This window comes from Pedobacter cryoconitis, from assembly GCF_014200605.1.
GTDB classification, from domain to species: domain Bacteria; phylum Bacteroidota; class Bacteroidia; order Sphingobacteriales; family Sphingobacteriaceae; genus Pedobacter; species Pedobacter cryoconitis_B.
This window is the reverse complement of the sequence record NZ_JACHCE010000001.1, coordinates 681,285-702,164: the sequence shown is the minus strand read 5'-3', so window position 1 is coordinate 702,164 and position 20,880 is coordinate 681,285. Positions and strand designations below refer to the sequence as shown.

Below are 20,880 nucleotides of genomic sequence, written 5' to 3'. Positions count from 1 at the left end.
ACCAGTTAGCAGATGAACAAGTCAAACAGAAGAAAATTTATTGGAACAGCAGCAGTTGTGCTTGCAGGAACAGCAGCAGCGTCTGCAATGCAGGTTATGCCGGCTATATCAGATTTACCCGTATTGAGAAATGCAGAAGAATTTCCTGTAGTACACCATGTTTTCTTCTGGTTGAAAAACCCTGCTTCAAAGACAGACCGTGATCAGCTGATTGCGGGTGTTAAAGCGCTGTCAGTTATAGAAACAGTTCAAAAACTTAAGGTAGGTATCGTAGCCAGTACAGAAAAACGTGAGGTGGTTGACAACAGCTGGGCAGTATCTGAATTGGTTTTCTTTAAAGACCTTGCCGGGCAGGCTACCTATCAAACCCACCCTTTACATCTGGAGTTCATTAAAAATTTCAGTCACCTGTGGGAGAAAGTTATCGTTTATGATGCCCTGGATGTCTGAAAATCAAATTAAACGACCAGCTTATTCTTAAGATTTATCCGGTAAGAACATCTTCTGTCACCCGCCACGATATGGTCTAACCGGTTAATATTAACTTCTTCGCCCAGAACAAATCTGAAAACGTTCAGCTCCCCAGAGCAGAATCCCTGACAGGATGTTGCTGCTGCACAGATCGGACAATGGTTTTCTATAAACAGATAACCATTGTCATCTTTCAGATATTCTGCCATATAGCCTTCCCGGCTCCTGATTTCGGCTAGCTTTGCTACCCTTGCTTCCAGCTCATGAACAGTATCCAATTCTATCATATATCTATCCCTGCCAGATTGTTCGGCAGCATCCATCACACTTTGTAATGCATGATCTCCCAATGTACTTCTGATCATGCTGATCAGTTTCACAGTAAGTTCAGCATGTGTATCCGGAAATTTAGAATGCCCCGCTGCTGTCAGACTAAAAAATTGTTTAGGCCTGCCTACACCACTCGATTCATTCTCCGATTGAATCAATCCTTCTTCTGTATATTTTAACAGTTGCAGCCTCGCTCCCTCTTTTGTCATTCCCAGTTCCTGAGCAATTGCTGAGGCTGTTAATGCACCACGGGTTTTGAGCAACATTAGAAATCTGTTTGTCATCATAAGTTAATAAAACAAGTGTTTAGTTGTTTTATTAACAAAAGTACTAACTTTGCTGAACTTATTAGGATATACCGATCATAATTATAGCTTTTCTAGTGTAGAAACCGGTTTATTTATTCAAATTTTAAATAATAGTTATGTCTTTAAAACTACAAGAAATTATAAAAGCTCCTTATCAGGAAAAACAGATTGTTCTCCCTGTTGCTTACTGGAACGTGCTGCGAAAGATTAGCTAGTTAACATTTCCGGTAAAAAACAGAAAGCCCTTTAAAAGCCTGTTTATTTTCCCCTCCTTAAAAATTTATTTTAAGCGTGACGGGATTTCTATGCCCTAAAATTCAGTTCAGACTGGATTTAAATTACCCTCAAAACAAATAAATCTGTCAATGTAAAAGCAACCTTTCAGTATAAAAAAGGACTGTTAAAAAACAAAATAAATGGAAGAAATCATCAATAAAGTAGATCTGAGCGGGATTATTACGCTTGATCTGATTAACTACAAACCTCTTAAACACGAATATGCTGCCTTCGATCTTGTCCCTTATTTATTCAAAGGTTATCTGCTGAAAGAAAAAGTATTCAGAGTAGATATGATCCAGATTGACTGGAGTCAGTTTACCGCTAAAGAAGTCATTCTTTACTGTTCAAATGATGCTATTGTTCCTTATTGGGCTTATGTATTGATCACCTCTTTACTCAAACAATTTACCGACAGGATACTTTGCGCTGAGCAGGAAAACCACGAAGAACTGATCTGGATAGAAAGGATTAAAAAGATTGACTACAAAGTATTCAATGATAAAAAGGTAGTACTCAAAGCGAGTACAGTAGTCCCTGCCGGATTATATGTATGCGCAACTGGTTACCTGATGGATCAGGTTCAAAGCCTGATGTGGGGAGAAGCAGGCTCACCAATTATGATTTATAAAAAGAAAAAAACAATTATACACTAATGAAAACAACGCTAATTTACTCTTGTCTGTCAGCTTGCCTGATCTTATCTTCTTGTGGTAATTCCAAAAGCCCCGATCAGCAGGAAAGTATACAGGAATTCCCGGTATTATCACTTACACCACAAAAAGCAGCTCTTTTTGAAGAATATCCGACCACACTGCAAGGAGAGCAAACCGTAGAAATCCGTTCTAAAGTAGATGGATATATAGAACAGGTATATGTCTCAGAAGGTACCATAGTCCACAAAGGGCAACCGCTGTTTAAGATAGATGCCAATAGCTTTCAACAGGAAATGAATAATAAAAATGCAGCAGTATTAGCTGCTGTAGCTAATCTGGAAACTGCTGCTATCCAAACTGAAAGAACAAAGGTGCTGGTAGAAAAGAAAATTGTAAACTCTTTTGAGCTGACCTCAGCGAAGAATGCAGAGCAGGTAAAAAAGGCAGAATTAAATCAGGCAAAAGCAGACCTTTCTGCAGCCAGATCTAAACTTGCCTATACCAATATTGTAAGCCCAATCAATGGAGTAGTAGGAAGTTTACCTTATAAAATAGGCAGTCTGGTGAGCAGTACATCCGAAACTGCATTGACGACCATTGCGAATACCAAACAGATCTATGCCTATTTCTCACTCAGCCAGCAGCAACTGAGCTCATTTTTAAATCAATACAGGGGCCAGCAGATCAGTGAAAAATTCAAGAACATGCCAGCTGTATCCCTCATTATGCAGGATGGTGAAATGTATAAGACCAAAGGTAAAATTGAGACTCTGAGCGGAGTACTGAATGCATCCACAGGTGCAGCTAATTTCAAGGCGGTATTCCCTAATCCAGAAGCCAGATTATGGAGTGGTGCCAGTGCTACAATTAGAATTCCGACACAACTGAATGCCGCCATCCTGGTGCCTAAGTCAACAACTTTTGAATTACAGGGAAAGTATTTTGTCTTTAAAATGGATGATCAGAACATCGTTCACAATACTGCTATTGACATTATGGATGCTGTAACTGATAAAGATTATGTAGTTACTAAAGGACTGATTGCAGGCGATAAAATAGTTACCGGGGGCCTGGGTAATTTAAAAGACGGTATGAAAATCAAACCAAATTTCCCAACCTCGAAATAAAGAAAGACATGTTAAAGAAATTTATTGAAAACCCGGTATTGTCTACGGTCATATCGATTATTATCGTCATCCTGGGGATTTTGGGTTTAGTATCCCTGCCGATTTCCCAATATCCGGATATAGCACCCCCTACCGTTTCTGTAACGGCTGCTTACCAGGGGGCCAGTGCTAATGTGGTTATGAAAAGCGTGATTGTTCCCTTAGAAGAACAGATCAACGGTGTAGAAAATATGACTTACATGACCTCTACTGCGAGTAATAACGGAAGTGCCAAAATCACCGTATTCTTTAAACAAGGTACAGATCCGGATCAGGCCGCCATCAATGTACAGAACAGAGTAACTAAAGCGACCAGTTTACTACCAGAAGAAGTCATTAAGGCTGGAATTACAACGAGTAAAGAATTAAGCAGTTCGGCCTACAGTTTCCTGTTATATAGCAGCAACCCTGCCTATGATCAGAAATTCCTGGATAATTACCTGAGAATAAACATCATGCCTCAAATCAAAAGGGTAAATGGCGTGGGCGGTACACAAATTTACGGTATGCAGGAATATTCCATGAGAATCTGGCTAAAACCAGATGCTATGGCCAGCCAGGGCTTAATACCTGATGATATTGTGGCTGCGCTGAAAGAACAGAATATCGAAGCTGCTCCGGGTAAACTGGGAGAAAACAGTAATCAATCGGTACAATACACCTTAAAATATACAGGCCGTTTAGAAGAAGTCAGACAATTTGAAGATATTATCCTTCGCAGTGCTAAACAAGGTGGTTTATTAAGACTTAAAGATGTAGCACAGGTAGAATTTGGCGCACAGGATTATACAACTACCTTAATGACACAAGGGCAGGTTTCTTCTGGTGGGGAAATCAGTCAGACTTCCGGTGCAAATGCCAGGGAATTAATTATTGCCTGTGAAAAGATCTTAGAAGACGCATCAAAAGACTTCCCTCCGGGTGTCACCTACCACCCTTTCTCCAATGCCAACGACTTTCTGGATGCTTCAATTGAAAAGGTAGTCTCTACTTTAGCAGAAGCATTTATTTTGGTTTTTATCGTCGTATTTATATTCCTTCAGGATTTAAGATCGACTTTAATTCCTGCAATTGCAGTACCGGTAGCGATTATTGGTACCTTCTTTTTCCTTAAACTTTTTGGTTTCACTATCAACTTACTTACTTTATTCGCTTTAGTACTTGCAATTGGAATTGTAGTGGATGATGCGATTGTAGTGGTAGAAGCTGTACATGCCAAACTGGATCAGGGCGCAAAATCAGCCAAAAAGGCCACTATACATGCCATGAGCGAAATCAGCGGGGCAATTATATCCATTACCCTGATTATGTCGGCAGTATTTCTTCCTGTTACTTTCATTACGGGTTCTGCTGGTGTGTTTTACAAACAGTTTGGATTAACACTGGCGGTTGCAATTGTAATTTCGGCAGTGAATGCGCTAACCTTAAGTCCCGCTTTATGCGCCATATTTCTTAAACCCCATGGACCGGAAGGTCATCATCAGCCGACAGGTTTTCTACCCGGATTCTATGCCGGTTTTAATACGGCATTCGAAACTCTAACCCATAAATATATTGGAGGGGTCAGGTTTTTAATCCGTAGAAAATGGATAGCCTTAGCTGGTATTGCAGTTTTTGCAGGTATTTTCTATTTCCTGATCAAAACTACACCTACAGGATTTGTTCCTAATGAAGACAGTGGTGCGATATATGGAGATATTATTTTGCCCCCTGCCTCTACCCTGTCCCGCACAGAAGAAATTACTGACATCGTGGATAGTATTGCAAGATCAATACCTGAGGTAGAGCTTTCTTCCAGACTGGCAGGTATGGATTTAATCAATGGATCAGGAGGTTCTTATGGAGCCTTGTTTATCCGTTTAAAACCATGGAAAGACAGGAAAGGGAAAGACCAGGATGTGACCAGTATTGTGAATCAGTTATTTGCAAAAACAAGCCACATTAAAGGAGCTAAAATTATTTTCTTTGCTTCGCCAACCTTACAGGGTTTTGGTAACAACAATGGTTTTGAGGTTCAGCTTCAGGATAAAACAGGCGGCAGCTATGCAAATTTTGCAGCGCATATTGAAAAATTTATGGGGGCTTTGAATAAGCGTCCTGAGATTATGTATGCGGCATCCCCATTTAATATCGGATTTCCGGAACTGGAAGTAAATGTTAATGTAGCTAAATGTAAAGATGCAGGGGTAAACGTGAAAACGGTACTGAATACGCTTCAGGGTTATTATGGTGGATTATATGCTTCTGACTTTAATAAGTTTGGCAAACAGTACCGGGTTATGATGCAGTCCCGTGTCGATTTTAGAGGGAAAGAAGCTGATATCAATAAGGTATTTGTACGAACAGATAAAGGGGTTATGGCGCCAATTACAGAATTTGTAACCCTTAAAAAGACTTATGGCCCTGAATTTATTAACCGTTTTAACTTGTTTACCTCAACTACTGTTACCGGAACTCCCAATAAAGGTTTCAGCTCCGGAGATGCGATTAAAGCAATTAATGAAGTCGCAGAACAAACTTTAGGCCGTGGCTATTCTCATGAGTTTTCCGGATTAACTAAAGAAGAGTTATCCAGTGGCAGCCAGACTACATTAATTTTTGCACTCTGCCTGATCTTTATTTATTTCTTGCTTAGTGCGCAGTATAAGAGTTATATTTTACCTTTTGCAGTCTTATTATCCTTACCCATAGGATTGGCCGGAGCATTTATATTTGCAAAGATATTTGGTGTAGATAACAATATCTTCCTTCAGATCAGCTTAATTATGCTGATTGGATTGTTAGCCAAAAATGCGATTCTGATTGTTGAATTTGCTTTGATGCACAGATTAAGCGGCAGAAGCATCACACAATCGGCTATATACGGAGCAAAGTCCAGGTTAAGGCCTATATTAATGACCTCTTTTGCTTTCATTTTCGGGCTGATCCCCCTGATGCTGGCTACAGGTGCAGGGGCATTGAGTAATAAGTCTATTGGAACAGCGGCTGTCGGCGGTATGCTGATCGGTACAATATTCGGGGTATTTGTAATTCCTGTATTATTTATTCTCTTCCAGGCTTTACACGAGAAGATATCTGGTGTACACCCTCCAAAACATGAACCTTCACCTTTACCAGAAATTATTTTAAACTAAAAAGCCAGAGCCTTTAGCGGCTCCGGCTAAAAAAACACAAATAGATGAAACCAATATATCATCAGTTCCTGATCCCTTTAGCAATCTTTTCGGGCTTATGGAGTTCTTGTAAGGTTACACAGCCTTACCGTAAACCAGCTATTTCCATTGCGCCCGATTACCCGGGCGCAGACAATCCGGACACAACCAATATGGCAGCCTTAAAGTGGTCTGAAGTTTTTACAGATACGGTGTTAAACCAATTGATTATTCAAGGTCTGCAGGCCAATTTTGATTTGAAGATTGCCGTAGAAAGAATCAATGAGGCCAAAGCAAACTTAAAAATGAGTAAAGCGGCTTTTTTACCTGAAGTCAATACCAATCTTTCAGTTAAACAATCTAAACTGGCTTATCCGCAGAGTTTTGGGATTTTTGATAATTCTACGCAGTACGATTTTGGCATTACCACGGCCTGGGAAATTGACGTGTGGGGTAAATTAAGCAGTGCTAAACGTGCCGCTCTGGCAGGTTTACTGACTTCTGATGCAGCAAAAAGAGCGGTGCAGACGCAGCTGGTAGCAAATATTGCGAACTATTATTACGATTTGCTTTCCCTGGATGAACAGCTGACCGTTACCAAAAAAACTGCTTTAAACAGGAAGGCTGACTCGGATGCGATTAAATTGCTTTTTGAAAGTTCTGTATTGAACGGTGTTGCGGTTGTACAAAGTGAAGCCAACTATTATGAAGCTGATCTGGCTATTCCTGATATCGAGCAAAAAATCAAAGAGACCGAATATGCACTGAGTGTGTTACTTGCCAGAGGGCCCGGAAAAATTGAAAGGACCTCTTTAGCCCGGCAAAAACTGGATTATGATTTAAAACCTGGTATCCCTGCGCAGTTACTGGCTAACAGACCGGATGTACAACAGGCAGAATATACATTCAGGGCCGCATTTGAGCGTACCAATGTCGCAAAAACTAATTTCTACCCTGCGCTTACAATCACCGCAGCAGGAGGTTTTTCCAGTCTCACGCTTAAAGACTGGATTAATAGCGCTGGTTTATTTGGTAATATCGCCGGTGGCATCACACAGCCACTTTTTAACAGAGGCCTGAATAAAGCAAAGCTGGCTACTGCTCAGTCCCAGCAAAAACAGGCTTTGTATAATTTTGAATTGTCCTTGTTAAAAGCGAGTCAGGAGGTATCTGATGCCTTATCTGCTTATCAGTTTGCTGCTCAGAAAGCAGGCAAAAGAGAAAAACAACTGACTGCATTGAGCCAGGCTGTATCTTTTAATAAAGAGTTGCTGAATTATAGTAAAAACACAAATTATACGGATGTTTTGACTGCCGAACAAAATCTGCTGACTGCAGAATTGAAAAGCATCAATGATCAGAGTCAGAAACTGCGTGCGGTAGTTAATTTATACCGTGCACTAGGTGGTGGGTGGAATTAAGTTGTTCAGACAGATCTGTAAAAGCTATCTCAGCATAGCTTTTACAATTTGTTTTTTTTATCTTTATCCTATGAATACGAACCTGCCTGCTAACCCTTATTACTCCAGAACAAACGATACGAAACTTGATATTCCCAATGCGGAATGGAAGAAGATTCTGCCTGCTGATTTATATCATGTAGCCAGAGAGCAGGGTACTGAACGTGCATTTGCAGGAAAGTATTGGGACAGTGAAGAAATTGGCACCTATTATTGTGCTGTTTGCGGTAACATCCTGTTTAAATCGGATGCTAAATTTGCCAGCAGCTGCGGATGGCCGAGTTTCTTTGAAACGATTAAACCAGGCAGTGTGATTTATAAAGAAGATATCAGTTATGGCATGCGCAGAATTGAAGTGACTTGCGGCCGTTGTGATTCCCATCTGGGGCATATTTTTAATGATGGCCCTGCGCCAACCTATAAAAGGTTCTGTATGAATTCTGTATCGCTCGAATTTGAGCCGGACCAGCAATAAGCAGAAGACACAATTTTGTTACTTTTCGGGGGATAAAAGCTTTTATGGTTACCTTTCAATTGAAATTGTAATCAACCCTAAATTAATGAAAGCTATCCAAAAACACTCTTATTTAAAGCATAGTACAAAAGCCCTGATGATTTCCCTGCTGCTAACGGGAAATATCGGCTATGCACAAACAAAAAACCAGGTTATTGATAATATAGTCAAAGAAGCTACCGAAAATTCTCAGTTAGAAAATCTTGCCCATGAACTGATGGATGTGGTTGGACCACGCCTGGTTGGGTCCCCACAAATGAAACAGGCAAATGACTGGGCAATTGCCAAATATGCAGGTTGGGGAATTACAGCAAAAAATGAGAAATGGGGCGAATGGCGTGGCTGGGAAAGAGGCGTTTCCCATATCGATATGGTTTATCCGCGTGTTAAATCCTTAGAAGGAATGCAGCTTGCCTGGAGTCCTGGTACTAAAGGGAAATCTGTCATTGGAGAGGTTATCATCTTACCGGAAGTAACTGATTCTATTGCTTTTCAAAAATGGTTACCGGCAGTCAAAGGAAAATTCGTTTTATTCTCTATGAACCAGCCTACCGGCAGACCCGATTATAACTGGACAGAGTTTGCTACTCCAGAGTCTTTTGAAAAAATGAAAAACAGCAGAACTGCACAAACTGCTGCATGGCTTGCTAACCTGAAGAAAACTGGTTTAACCCTAAAAACCCTTCCTGCTGCATTTGAAAAGGCAGGTGCCCTGGGCGTAGTGACCAGTAACTGGTCGGCAGGTTTCGGTGTGAATAAAATCTTCGGTGCAAATACAAAAACAATACCTACCGTAGATATTTCTTTAGAAGATTATGGGCTGTTATACAGACTGTCTGAATCTGGGAACAAACCAAAAATCAGTGTTCGTGCAGACTCAAAAGAGCTTGGCATGGTACCAACCTTCAATACGATTGCTGAAATTAAGGGTACCGAAAAACCAGATGAATATGTGATTTTATCTGCGCATTTTGATTCGTGGGATGGTGGAACCGGTGCAACTGATAACGGTACAGGAACAATCACGATGATGGAAGCGGCAAGGATCTTGAAAAAAATGTACCCTAACCCTAAAAGGACCATTCTGATAGGACACTGGGGCAGTGAAGAACAAGGTTTAAACGGATCAAGAGCTTTTGTAGAAGATCATCCTGAAATCGTGAAAAATATACAGGTTGTATTTAACCAGGACAATGGTACAGGAAGGGTTGTGAATCTTGCAGGACAAGGTTTCCTGAATTCTTATGATTATCTGGGCCGCTGGTTATCAAACGTACCTGAAAGTATCAAAAAACATATCACAACTAATTTCCCCGGTGCTCCGGGTGGTGGCGGTTCTGATTTTGCATCTTTTGTTGCAGCTGGTGCCCCGGCATTTTCATTAAGCTCTAATAGCTGGTCTTACGGTACTTATACCTGGCATACCAACAGAGATACTTATGATAAGATCGTATTTGATGATGTCAGAAATAATGCAACATTAACGGCTGTTTTAGCTTATATGGCTAGTGAAGATCCAGAAAAAACATCAAGAGAGAAAGTGGTCTTACCTGTTAACCCAAAAACCGGTGAACCGGGTACATGGCCTCCTGTTGTAAAACCTACCCGTAAAGGTGGTGTAAACTAAAAGATTAATTTCTTTTGATTAGCATAAATGCCCTCATAATTGCCTAAATTATGGGGGCATTGTATTGGATAGGCCCTGTATCTTTTTACCTGCCCCCTTTATCTGATCATTACTGACATGGATTCTAAAAAACCTCTTTTTCGTCTTTATCTTTTATGTTGTCTGATCCCCCTTCTGGCTATTGCCTGTCGTGCTCAGCTCATCAAAAAACCACCCGTCAAGACCACAAACAGTTCAGAATCATTCAGCATAAACAGTTCAGTTCTTCGGGTTGGTTCTACTGGCGACTATCCACCCCTGACCAGCTTTGATACCCTGACACATCAATTTCAGGGAGATGAAATTGACCTCGCTTTACGCCTGGGTAAAGATCTGGGCAAAAAAGTGATTTTCATCAAAACGACCTGGAAAGATCTTGGTACAGATCTGCTGACCAGCAAATTTGATATCGCAATAGGCGGAATTTCAGTCAATGCAGCCAGAGCAAAGCAATTTAATTTCTCTGTGCCCCTGCTGATGGATCGTAAGGTTGCAGTATTCCGTTTAGCTGACCGTAACAGGTTTAAAGATTTTAACAGTATAGATCAGCCAGCTGTACGCATCATGGAGAATATAGGGGGAACAAATGAAATTTTTGCTCAAAAGCATATTCAGCGGGCAACCATTCATGTCATACCAGATAACCAGCAAGTTTTTAAAGCCTTATTAGACAACAATGCAGATGTTATGTTTACAGATGAAACGGAAGCTAAATATCAGCAGAAAAAGCACCCGGAATTATATTGGATCACACTGAACGATGATATCAGCCCTGCTTATGCCAAAGCAATGATGTTCAATAAAACAGATACTGTATTGCAACGTAAAGTAAATGAGTGGTTAAAGAAAGAGAATAAATAAAACTCCGTAATATGGAAATAAGCAGACTAAAGCATCTAATTTATATATTTAAATAAAATAAAGCATATGAGAAATCGCCTTCTACTTTTTACGGTATTGTCGTCAACAGCATTATACAGTTGCACTCAAAATAACAGTCCTGCCAAACCACCTGAAAAAGCTATCTCTACAACCTGCTATATAGCCATTGATGGAAAAGATACTGCAAGAATGGAACTTGATTCTTTTAGCAAGCAAAAGGTTAAGGGAAATCTGATCATTAGTTATGATCAGAAAGATAATAATAACGGGGAAATTGAGGGAACTTTTAAAGGTGATACTTTAATTGTCAATTATACCTTTAAAATAGGAAAAAAACCTGTGGTCTATAAAAATCCGCTTGCGTTCTTAAAAAAAGATGGCAAACTGATTATGGGTATTGGAAAAATGGAAACTACAATGGGCAGAACTTACTTTAGAAAAGATATACCTATAGATTTTGGGCAGGGAAGATTTACCTATGCACCAGTAGAATGCAAAAAGGAGCCTAAATAGCTCCTTCCTGATTTTGCGGATGGAGGAAATATTTACGCAAAGGCATAAAGCTATCATCCATTTCATAAACCAAAGGAACCCCGGTTGGAACCTCATAGTTCACAATATCCTGGTCCGAAAGCTGATCAAGATATTTGACCAGTCCTCTCAGCGTATTTCCATGAGCAGCAATAAGGATATGTTTACCACTTTTAAGTGCCGGGGATATTTCATTCTGATAATAAGGAATAACCCTTTTCATCATCGTTTCAAGACTCTCTGTTAAAGGTAAAAGAGAGGGGTCTACCCCTGCATAACGTATATCATTAAAGGGTGCACGTATATCATCTTCAGTTACTGCAGGAGGAGGAACCGTAAAACTCCGTCTCCAGATCAATACTTGTTCTGCACTATACTTTGCTATAGTATCGGCTTTATTAAGCCCTTGTAAGGCTCCATAATACCTTTCATTAAGCTGCCATGCTTTGATCTCCGGAATCCAGAGTGCATCCATTTCTTCCAGCACAAGATGCAGAGTTTTGATAGCCCTTTTAAGAACAGAAGTATAAGCCATATCAAAAGTAAAACCCGCTTCTGAGAGTAACCGACCAGCCTGTATAGCTTCGGCCCTGCCCTTTTCACTTAAATCTACATCCTCCCAGCCTGTAAATCTGTTTTCAAGATTCCATTCACTTTGCCCATGTCTGATTAAAACCAACTTATTCATAGCAATAACTTATTTGTAATAACAGAACATCAAAACAAACATTTTGTTTATTTCCAGAGCAGAAAGAAGTATTTACAAGACCCGGCTATTCCGGTTGGTATAAATATCTGAAATCTTTAAATTCATGCGCATAATCTCACGAACAAGATCATGCAGGATTGCCACATTATTATTTGAAGTATCTATAAACTCCAATTCATCAAATCCCTTTCCAAGCAATCCGTCTTCCATCAGAAATTCATGGTCAATTTCTTCCTGAAGCACCAGCTTGCACAAAAAGAAAAACGCATTGGCAGTTGCAAAAGGTAATTCTGTAATTGCTCCTTCCATATCTTCTTCTATCACACCTTCTGTATAATCACAAAGATCAAAATATAAAGCACAAGCCAGTTCATGTATCCGTTCATCAGAATACAATACATCCAGATCCAACCCATATAATAAACAGAAAGTATCCACTGTTGCATCTATATGAGCAATGCAATCCCTGATGGCCACAGATATTTCGTCGTCCGAAGCTTCCAGTAATTCAAAATACATCACTGGGGTAATATCACTCTCATCCAGTCCTTTTAAATGAGTTACCTCATTTTCTACGATCGAGCGATAACCATATTCTGCAAATTTCATCGTAGAAAAACTCAGTATATGAACAACTATAGGAATGATATCTTCTGAATTATATTTAGTTACTGCCATATTTAATAATTTATAAGAAATCAACTCAATCTCTTTCCGTGCATTAATCTGTCTACCGCCTCTTTAAAAGATCCCGCCCTTGTCACTTCTCCCGAATTGATGAAGAATATCTCATCTGCATTTTCAATTGTGTTTAAGCGGTGCGCTATAACTACCAGCGTAGTCTCTTTGGGTAAGTTAGACAGAATCTGTCCAAGCAATTGCTCTGTAATCGTATCGATGTTAGCCGTAGCTTCATCCAGAATTAATAACTCTGGTTTACGCAAAACAGCCCGCATAAATGCAATCAGCTGTTTCTGGCCTATACTCAGGCTATCCCCGCCAGATAAAATTTCAGTATCGAGTCCCTTGTCAAAGGTATTGAGCAAACCTTCCAGTTTAGCCTCCTGTAATACTTTTATAAATTGTTCATTACTGAATTTACGATATAAGGCATTACTATACAAGATATTTTCCCTTACTGTTCCGGTAAATAAAAACGGTTCCTGTAAAATAAAACCTATTTTTTCTGCGCGTTCCTCAGGACTGTAAGTACGTATATCTTTACCTTTTAACAATATCGTCCCTTCTAAAGGATCATATAAACGTGCCATTAAAGAAGCTGTAGTTGTTTTACCCCCACCCGTTGGCCCTACCAGTGCATAAGTTTTGCCTTGTTCCATAGCAAAACTTATATTATGCAGAATCTCATATCCTCCAGGATAACCAAAATGTACGTTTCTGAACTCGAGTACAGCATTAGTTGGATTGACAGTATCGTCATAACCTATTGTTACCAGGTTATTGTTAAGGGATAATATCTGAGAAATCCTGTCCCATCCTGCTAAAGCAAGCTGGAAACTAGTCCATAATGCCGCTAACTGACGCAGCGGATTGTAAAAATTCGTAGCATAAGAAAGATAACTCACTAGCAGACCTATCGTAAAATAGCCTTTGGTAATCAGATAAACACCAAAAGACAATACCGTTAGCTGTGCTATAGAAGAGAAAAAGCCAAATACAGGCAAAAATATATTATTGGCCAGGCCAGCACCAATCGCAGTTTTATAGTTATCCTGATTAGCCTGATGAAATCTTTGCCTGAAATAATCACGCCTGTTAAACGCAATAATAACCTTAAAATTATTCAGGCTTTCCTGGATTTCAGCACTCATAGCCCCCGTACTTTTCAGGTTTAGTGCATTCTTTTTCTTGATCCAGGGAGAAACCACTTTGGTGAAAATTAAGATAAAAGCAGCAGGTACTAAAGCAGCCAGTCCGAGTTCAGGATTAATGACTACCAAAAATATACCCGCACCAGTCATAATCACAATATTACTGATGAATTGCATTAGCGCCTGTGAGAAGAACTGACTCAGTTTATCCGTGTCATTATTTACCCTGGAAATCAGATCACCTGCTTTATTTTCATTAAAAAAAGCAAGAGGAAGCTGCTGGATCTTATTAAAGATTGAGTTCCGCAATTCAAAAATAATACGCTGTCCTAATCCCCCCATTAACTTGGTCTGGAAATAACTGCTTACAAAAGCCGTCACATACATGGCCAAAAGTATTCCTGAAAATACCAGTACGCCATGATATTGTTTGGTCAGAATATATTTATCAATGGTATGTCCAATTAAAAAAGGACCCAATAAATTTAGAAAGGCATTCAGTAATACTGCACACAGGGCTATAATCAGGGTCTTTCTTTCTTGCTCAACCAATTTCAGCAGGCTCTTTACCCCAGACCAGGTAGAACTTCTGGACTCTCCTGCCGGCAGACTATTCAGGTTATAATTCATAATTGGCAGTACTTTGTTGAGAATTAAAGATCTGTACATATTCAGGACAGGTGTCCATCAGTTCGCGGTGAGTTCCGGCAGCGAGTAATTCGCCCTGCATCAGCAGAATAATTTTTTCATAATGCTCTACAGCCGCAATTTTCTGTGTAACTGAAATCAATGTCAGCCCCGGATAATTAGCAGCGATATTGGCCAGTATTTTTTGTTCGGTCTGCGGGTCTACTCTTGCGGTGAAATCATCCAGCAATAAGATCTTAGGGTTTAGTGCTAAAGCACGGGCCAGCATAATCCGTTGTTTTTGTCCTCCCGAAAGACTCAATCCACGCTCTGACACTTTTGTATTTAAACCTTCTGGCATTGCATCTATAAAGTCTTTCAATTCTGCAGTAGCAATCGATTTTTCAAGAGACTCATCTGTTACCAGATCACTGAAAGCAATATTTTCGCGGATACTCATGTTAAACATGATACTATCCTGAAAGACAAAACCAACTTGTGCATGGAAAGCTTCTGACTGATACTCTTCTATTGGTTTTCCGTCATACAATACTTTTCCTGAACTGGCGGATATAAGACCTGTCAAAAGATAAAGTAATTGGGATTTCCCTGCGGCAGTTGGGCCAATAATCGCAATTTTAGCGCCCGGTTCTACTTTAAAAGAAATATCCTTTACCGAAGATTTCTCGCCGTAAGTAATGCTAACATGTTCAACAGCTATTGCACCGGTAAGATTTTGTGTAATTGTACCTTTTTCGGCAGGATCCTTTGCATTCAATACCTGGCTGATCCTTCCAAATGAAGCTGTAGCCTGTGCAATTACATTACTCATAAAACCAATAACCAAAATTGGAAAAATCAATAAAGCAAGATAGCTATTGAAAGCAGCAAAATCACCAATGGTCATACTGCCTTTAATTACATAATGCCCACCCAGAGCCAGGATAGTTAATCCAGCCATATTTGCTGTAAAAACGATAATTGGAATCAGCCATGCAAACAAACGCAGTATAGAAATACCAATAGTTTTTGCCTGTGTACTTGCGTTAAAAAACTTCTCATATTCCAGTTGCTGAGAATTGATTACACGAATTAGTGCAGCCCCAAGAATACTTTCATTAATTACTTTATTTAACCAGTCAATAACTTCCCTGCTCTTTTTAAACAGGACTTTTACTTTACCCAGTACGACATAATAAGCACCACCTATAATTGGAATAATACAAATGGTCGTTAAACCCAGTTTCCAGTTAATACTCAGCAGCAAGATAGTAGCTCCGATAATAATAAATATAGAAGAGACTATAGAGACTATCGCCTGTGAAATAAAAAGCTTAACTGAATCTACATCAGAAGTCAGATTAGTCAGTAATTTTGAAGGACTTGTTTGCTCAATAAAAGCATAACTCTGATTAGAAATCTTTTGAGTAATTCTGGTTCTCAGGTCACGTGCTACCTTCTCAGAAGCATAAGTTTGTACAATCCCCTGCAGATAACTGAATATAAATATAATTACAGATACAACCGTAAATTCTACAATAATAGCTTCATAAGAGAACGTACCTGCATTATAAGCATCAATCCCATGACCAATCATTCTGGGCAGCCATAAGTTTAATCCATTGCTGAATAAAGCAAACAGAATAAGCAGAATAACCATTACCCGATAAGGTTTCAACAGGCTGAAAATTCCCGGAGGGCCTTTTTTATCAGAACTGATTTGTTTCTTCATTTTAAAAATCTATACCTTCAGCCATGATCAATAATGGCTTATTTGAGCTGATGAAGTTATAAATTTTTATTTTAAACAAATACAAAGAATAATAAAGCAGGTATTTAATTATAGATTTCCTGTTCTTCTGTATAGTAAGTCTTTCTGGCTCCTGTTTTCACAATGATTATAGGTACACCCGATGGGCTGTGTGTTTTCTTTGGACTATGGATTTTCAGGAAATCCCGCACTTCTCCGCTAATAATAGCCGGATGTGTTTTGGAGATCTGTTCAACGGCATTTTTTAAGACATGCCTTACTGCTTTGGCCAGATCTTTCAGCTTTTCAACTGGTATTTTATAAGCTGATGAGAAAGGAGAGATTCCTGCTTCCCATAAAATTTCATCTGCATAGGCATTACCTATTCCCCTGATCACATGCTGATCTAATAACACATTTTTAACAGCCGCTTTTTTTGAAGCAAAGATGTTTTTAAAAAAATGTTCATCTATTTCTTTGGCCAGAGCATCCGGAGCAGGATCTTCAGCAGGGTTAAGTGTCGCTTTTGCCATTCCACGAAAGTCAGTTAAACAAAGATGGCTGCCATCTTTAAAATGCATTTCAAGAATACTATGTTTTGGACTTTCTTCTTTTTTAAGGAAATGAAGTTCACCTTTCAGCATCAGGTGGAAACTTAATACAGCTTTATTTTCAAATTCGAAATATAGTTCTTTACCCGAACGGGATACATTAATAAGCTTTTGATTTTCGATAGAAAGATTTAATTCTTTGACAGAAACATTCAGTTTCTTAGGATTTTTCACTACAATTTCTCTCAGCTGCTTTCCTTTTAAATGATGTTCAAGATTACGGCTGAAAATTTCTAAATCTGGTAATTCAGGCATATAGTATCAATTAGGTTTTAATCAGGCTAAAATATACGCGAATTTTTCATGAATAGCAATTTAATGCTTAAAATTAGGAATCATGCAGAAATCCATATAACCCTGTATTTATCTGATTAACCCCTGACAAAAGCATTTTTAAGAAAACAGTAACATTCCTGAAAGGAGTTTGATATTTTATATTTAATCAGTAAAAAAATAATTATATTTAGTTAGTCATCAAATGCTCTCAAACTCATTTTTTGATTATTAATAAAAAAATGAGTCCTGATGAAAAAAGTAATTGTACAGGATACTGACTTCGACCTGCTCGAAACGCTGACTTTCCTTTTAGAGGATGCAAGTTTCGAGGTGTTGCCTATTCTGCATTATAAAGACGTAGCTGCACAGATAAGCAGCTTTAACCCCCACCTGGTTTTACTTGACTTCAGGCTCTCGGGTGTGGAATGTACCTGCTTATGCGAATCCATCAAAAAAGACTTTCCTGAGCTTCCGGTACTTGCCCTGAGTTGTAATTACAATATCCAAAAGGAATATGCCAGCGCTGGCTTTGATGATTATATCTCCAAACCTTTTGATATTGATCACCTCTTAGCTGTATTGGGAAAATATTAAAGATAGCCCATCACAATTTTATGTAAATTCGGCTAAACCATTTATAATAAATTATGAATAAGATATTTATCATGCCGCTTATGGCAATTATTGCTGTTACAGCATCCTGCAGTAACAACAACGATAAATCCGGTAACGGAGAAACCCGTTCATCTTCTGCCAACCCTTTTGCTGATACAAGTAAACTGGCCTATCAGACCCCAGCATTTGATCAGATCAAGGATGATGATTTCCAGCCTGCATTAGAGGAAGGAATGAAAATCCAACTGGATGAAATGCAAAAAATAGCAGATAATACAGCTGCCCCAACCTTTGAAAACACCCTGGTCGCTATGGAAAAAAGCGGTCAGATGTTAACAAGGGCCAATAATGTATTTAACGCACTAACAGGTGCAAATACAAATCCTAAACTACAAAAGATACAAGAAGAAATCGCGCCAAAACAAGCAGCGCACCAGGATGCCATTTACCTGAACTCCAAATTATTTAAACGTGTACAAACAATTTACAATAACCGTGAACAACTCAAACTTGATGACGAAGACAAACGCCTCGTTGAATATTATGAGCAGCAATTTGAACTGGCTGGTGCCAAGTTATCAGATAATGATAAAGACAAACTAAAAAAACTAAATGAAGAAGAAGCTTCTTTAAGTGCAAAATTTTCCAACCTGTTACTTGCAGCAAATAAAGCCGGTGCGCTTGTCGTTGCTGACAAAGCAGAATTGGCAGGACTTTCACCAGGAGAACTCGATGCTGCTGCACAAAATGCAAAAGCAAATAAACAAGATGGAAAATGGCTGATCCCTTTGCAAAATACTACCCAACAACCTTCTTTACAAGCACTGACTAACCGGGCAACACGTGAAAAATTATTTAATGCTTCCTGGGACCGTACAGAGAAACAGGACGCAAATGATACCAGAAGCACCATTGTACGTATTGCAAAAATTCGTGCAGACAAAGCTAAATTAATGGGTTTTCCTGATTATGCAACCTGGAAACTGCAGGATCAGATGGCTAAAACACCTGCTGCTGTTGATGCCTTTTTTGCTAAACTGGTTCCCGCTGCTACTGCGAAAGCGAAACTCGAAGCTGCTGATATTCAGGCTCAGGCAGATCTGGAAAAAGGAGGGTTTAAAATCCAGCCCTGGGATTGGGATTATTATGCAGAAAAGGTGAGAAAACAAAAATATGATCTGGACGAAAACCAGGTAAAGCCCTATTTCGAATTGAATAAAGTATTGGAGAATGGTGTTTTTTACGCTGCAAACCTACTTTATGGAATAACATTTAAAGAACGTCATGATCTTCCTGTGTATCAAAAAGATGTCAGAGTATTTGAGGTCTTCGATCAGGATAAATCAACTATAGGCTTATTCTATTGTGATTATTTTAAGCGTGATAACAAATCGGGTGGCGCATGGATGTCTAACCTGGTTGGCCAGTCTAAATTAATGGGTACTAAACCAGTAATTTATAATGTATGTAATTTCACTAAACCTGCCGATGGGCAACCTGCTTTAATTAGCTTTAGTGATGTAACTACGATGTTTCATGAATTTGGACATGGTTTACATGGTTTATTTGCCAGCCAGAAATATCCAGCCCTATCCGGAACAAATGTGGCACGTGATTTTGTAGAATTCCCCTCTCAGTTCAATGAGCACTGGGCTTTAAATCAGCAGGTATTCAAAAACTATGCTGTTCATTACAAAACCGGCCAGTTAATGCCACAGGTATTGGTAGATAAAATTAAAAAGGCTGCCACCTTTAATCAGGGTTATAACCTGACTGAAATCCTTTCTGCTGCATCTTTAGATATGGCATGGCACAAACTTTCAGCCAAAGCCCCTTTGCAAAATACGGATAAATTTGAGCAGGCCTCTTTACATCAACTGAAACTGGATCTTCCTGAAGTACCATCCCGTTACCGTACTTCTTATTTCTCGCATATCTGGGGCGGCGGATATGCTGCTGGTTATTATGCTTATCTGTGGACAGAGATGCTGGATGATGACGCTTATTCCTGGTTTGAAGAGAATGGTGGTCTAAAAAGGGTTAATGGCCAGCGTTTCCGTGATATGATCCTATCTAAAGGAAATACAGAAGATTATGGAAAGATGTTCCGTGAATTCAGAGGCCATGATCCTAAGATTGGCCCAATGGAGAAAAGCCGTGGTCTGATCGTTAAATAATATGGATTTATTGCCTGTTCAGGTTCAACAGGCTAAGATTTAACAGGATTGCATTGCTCATGCAATCCTGTTTTTTATTCAAGGCAGATCTGTATTCCTAAATATTGTTCTTATTTTAGCCAGACACACAAATAAAATCAGATGAAGCGTAATTCCTTTTTTTTGCTGATTGTCCTGTGCTTTGCCGGTACAACAATCAATGCCCAAACCAATTATCAGAATAGCGGCTGGCTATTCCTGCTGAACAATACGAAGATCAATAAGAAATGGGGTACCCACCTTGATGTTCAGGTCAGATCTGCAGACAACTGGAGTAATGTAAAGAACTTCCTTTTCAGACCAGGTATAACTTATTTTTTAAATGATAAAAATGATATTACACTCGGCTATCTGTTAAGTGAAACCCATAACCAGGCAGATGATCTGGGTGAACATAAACTAACAGAACATAGAATCTGGCAGCAATACATTCATAAGCACAAGATCAGTACAATTAGTGTAAGCCACAGATTCAGACTGGAACAAAGATTTGTAGAGAAAATACGTGATGAAGATGTATTTGCACAAAGACTAAGATACTTTGTCCGTTTGATTATCCCCTTAGAGAAAGAAGTCAAAAACTTTGAAAAAGGATTATTTGCAGCACTGCAAAATGAAATTTTCTTCAATATTCAAAATAAAGAGAAACTGAGTGGTCATTTCTTTGATCAGAACAGAGCCTATGGGGCATTAGGATACCGGTTTAGTAAGAAGTTCGATCTGGAGGCCGGTTATATGAATCAGGCCGTGAAAGGAAGCAGTACTAATTCCATGAATAATATAGTTCAACTGGCAGTATATACCAGGTTCTAATCTCCAATCAGGTTTCAAC

General features: G+C 39.2%; 18 protein-coding genes. 12 read left to right on the top strand and 6 right to left on the bottom strand.

What is annotated here, in order from left to right:
• The first annotated feature begins 12 nt into the window (after positions 1-12).
• Positions 13-450 carry a Dabb family protein gene (locus HDE68_RS03275; RefSeq protein ID WP_183878864.1) on the top strand — a complete coding sequence of 146 codons (438 nt, stop codon included), beginning with the start codon at positions 13-15 and terminating at the stop codon, positions 448-450.
• An 8-nt stretch (positions 451-458) separates the two neighbouring features.
• Here HDE68_RS03275 and HDE68_RS03270 read toward each other — a convergent pair whose 3' ends face one another.
• The gene (locus tag HDE68_RS03270; protein WP_260171599.1) at positions 459-1,067 is read right to left on the bottom strand and encodes a helix-turn-helix transcriptional regulator; all 609 of its coding nucleotides are present in this window, start codon (positions 1,065-1,067) and stop codon (positions 459-461) included.
• 458 nt (positions 1,068-1,525) lie between these two features.
• On the opposite strand from HDE68_RS03270, the gene HDE68_RS03265 reads away from it, so the two are divergent.
• The 8 genes from HDE68_RS03265 to HDE68_RS03230 all read left to right on the top strand — a co-directional run bounded on the left by HDE68_RS03265 (position 1,526) and on the right by HDE68_RS03230 (position 11,394).
• Positions 1,526-2,041, top strand: coding sequence for a DUF2480 family protein (locus HDE68_RS03265; protein ID WP_183878860.1), 516 nt, complete (start codon positions 1,526-1,528; stop codon positions 2,039-2,041).
• Positions 2,041-3,168 carry an efflux RND transporter periplasmic adaptor subunit gene (locus HDE68_RS03260; RefSeq protein WP_183878858.1) on the top strand — a complete coding sequence of 376 codons (1,128 nt, stop codon included), beginning with the start codon at positions 2,041-2,043 and terminating at the stop codon, positions 3,166-3,168. Before HDE68_RS03265 ends, HDE68_RS03260 begins: the two co-directional genes overlap by 1 nt.
• 8 nt (positions 3,169-3,176) lie before the next feature.
• Positions 3,177-6,341 (top strand): efflux RND transporter permease subunit, encoded by a 3,165-nt coding sequence (locus tag HDE68_RS03255; protein WP_183878856.1) that lies wholly within the window; start codon positions 3,177-3,179, stop codon positions 6,339-6,341.
• Between the two features lie 44 nt (positions 6,342-6,385).
• Entirely contained in the window at positions 6,386-7,780 is a 1,395-nt protein-coding gene (locus HDE68_RS03250) for a TolC family protein (protein ID WP_183878854.1), read from the top strand.
• Positions 7,781-7,850: 70 nt separating this feature from the next.
• Positions 7,851-8,294: a peptide-methionine (R)-S-oxide reductase MsrB gene (msrB, locus tag HDE68_RS03245; RefSeq protein ID WP_183878852.1), complete on the top strand. Its 444-nt coding sequence runs from the start codon at positions 7,851-7,853 to the stop codon at positions 8,292-8,294.
• Positions 8,295-8,379: 85 nt separating this feature from the next.
• On the top strand, positions 8,380-9,960 hold the full coding sequence (locus HDE68_RS03240; RefSeq protein ID WP_260171598.1) for a M20/M25/M40 family metallo-hydrolase: 1,581 nt from the start codon (positions 8,380-8,382) through the stop codon (positions 9,958-9,960).
• A gap of 117 nt (positions 9,961-10,077) precedes the next feature.
• Positions 10,078-10,860, top strand: coding sequence for a transporter substrate-binding domain-containing protein (locus tag HDE68_RS03235; RefSeq protein ID WP_183878850.1), 783 nt, complete (start codon positions 10,078-10,080; stop codon positions 10,858-10,860).
• Between the two features lie 66 nt (positions 10,861-10,926).
• The gene (locus tag HDE68_RS03230; protein ID WP_183878848.1) at positions 10,927-11,394 is read left to right on the top strand and encodes a hypothetical protein; all 468 of its coding nucleotides are present in this window, start codon (positions 10,927-10,929) and stop codon (positions 11,392-11,394) included.
• Here HDE68_RS03230 and gpmA read toward each other — a convergent pair.
• From gpmA to HDE68_RS03205, 5 genes are all read right to left on the bottom strand, one after another.
• Positions 11,387-12,100 (bottom strand): 2,3-diphosphoglycerate-dependent phosphoglycerate mutase, encoded by a 714-nt coding sequence (gpmA, locus tag HDE68_RS03225; RefSeq protein ID WP_183878846.1) that lies wholly within the window; start codon positions 12,098-12,100, stop codon positions 11,387-11,389. The two genes, HDE68_RS03230 and gpmA, sit on opposite strands and share 8 nt — an antisense overlap.
• Before the next feature lie 72 nt (positions 12,101-12,172).
• Positions 12,173-12,799, bottom strand: coding sequence for a hypothetical protein (locus HDE68_RS03220; protein WP_183878844.1), 627 nt, complete (start codon positions 12,797-12,799; stop codon positions 12,173-12,175).
• Positions 12,800-12,819: 20 nt separating this feature from the next.
• Positions 12,820-14,583, bottom strand: coding sequence for an ABC transporter ATP-binding protein (locus HDE68_RS03215; RefSeq protein WP_183878842.1), 1,764 nt, complete (start codon positions 14,581-14,583; stop codon positions 12,820-12,822).
• Positions 14,573-16,312 carry an ABC transporter ATP-binding protein gene (locus HDE68_RS03210; RefSeq protein ID WP_183878840.1) on the bottom strand — a complete coding sequence of 580 codons (1,740 nt, stop codon included), beginning with the start codon at positions 16,310-16,312 and terminating at the stop codon, positions 14,573-14,575. Before HDE68_RS03210 ends, HDE68_RS03215 begins: the two co-directional genes overlap by 11 nt.
• Positions 16,313-16,416: 104 nt before the next feature.
• Positions 16,417-17,196, bottom strand: a complete 780-nt coding sequence (locus HDE68_RS03205; RefSeq protein WP_183878838.1) for an Fpg/Nei family DNA glycosylase — start codon at positions 17,194-17,196, stop codon at positions 16,417-16,419.
• 270 nt (positions 17,197-17,466) lie between these two features.
• On the opposite strand from HDE68_RS03205, the gene HDE68_RS03200 reads away from it, so the two are divergent.
• From HDE68_RS03200 to HDE68_RS03190, 3 genes are all read left to right on the top strand, one after another.
• Positions 17,467-17,811 (top strand): response regulator, encoded by a 345-nt coding sequence (locus tag HDE68_RS03200; RefSeq protein WP_183878836.1) that lies wholly within the window; start codon positions 17,467-17,469, stop codon positions 17,809-17,811.
• A gap of 53 nt (positions 17,812-17,864) precedes the next feature.
• Positions 17,865-20,009 carry a peptidyl-dipeptidase Dcp gene (dcp, locus tag HDE68_RS03195; RefSeq protein ID WP_183878833.1) on the top strand — a complete coding sequence of 715 codons (2,145 nt, stop codon included), beginning with the start codon at positions 17,865-17,867 and terminating at the stop codon, positions 20,007-20,009.
• 141 nt (positions 20,010-20,150) lie between these two features.
• Positions 20,151-20,861 (top strand): DUF2490 domain-containing protein, encoded by a 711-nt coding sequence (locus HDE68_RS03190; RefSeq protein ID WP_183878831.1) that lies wholly within the window; start codon positions 20,151-20,153, stop codon positions 20,859-20,861.
• Positions 20,862-20,880: the final 19 nt, after the last annotated feature.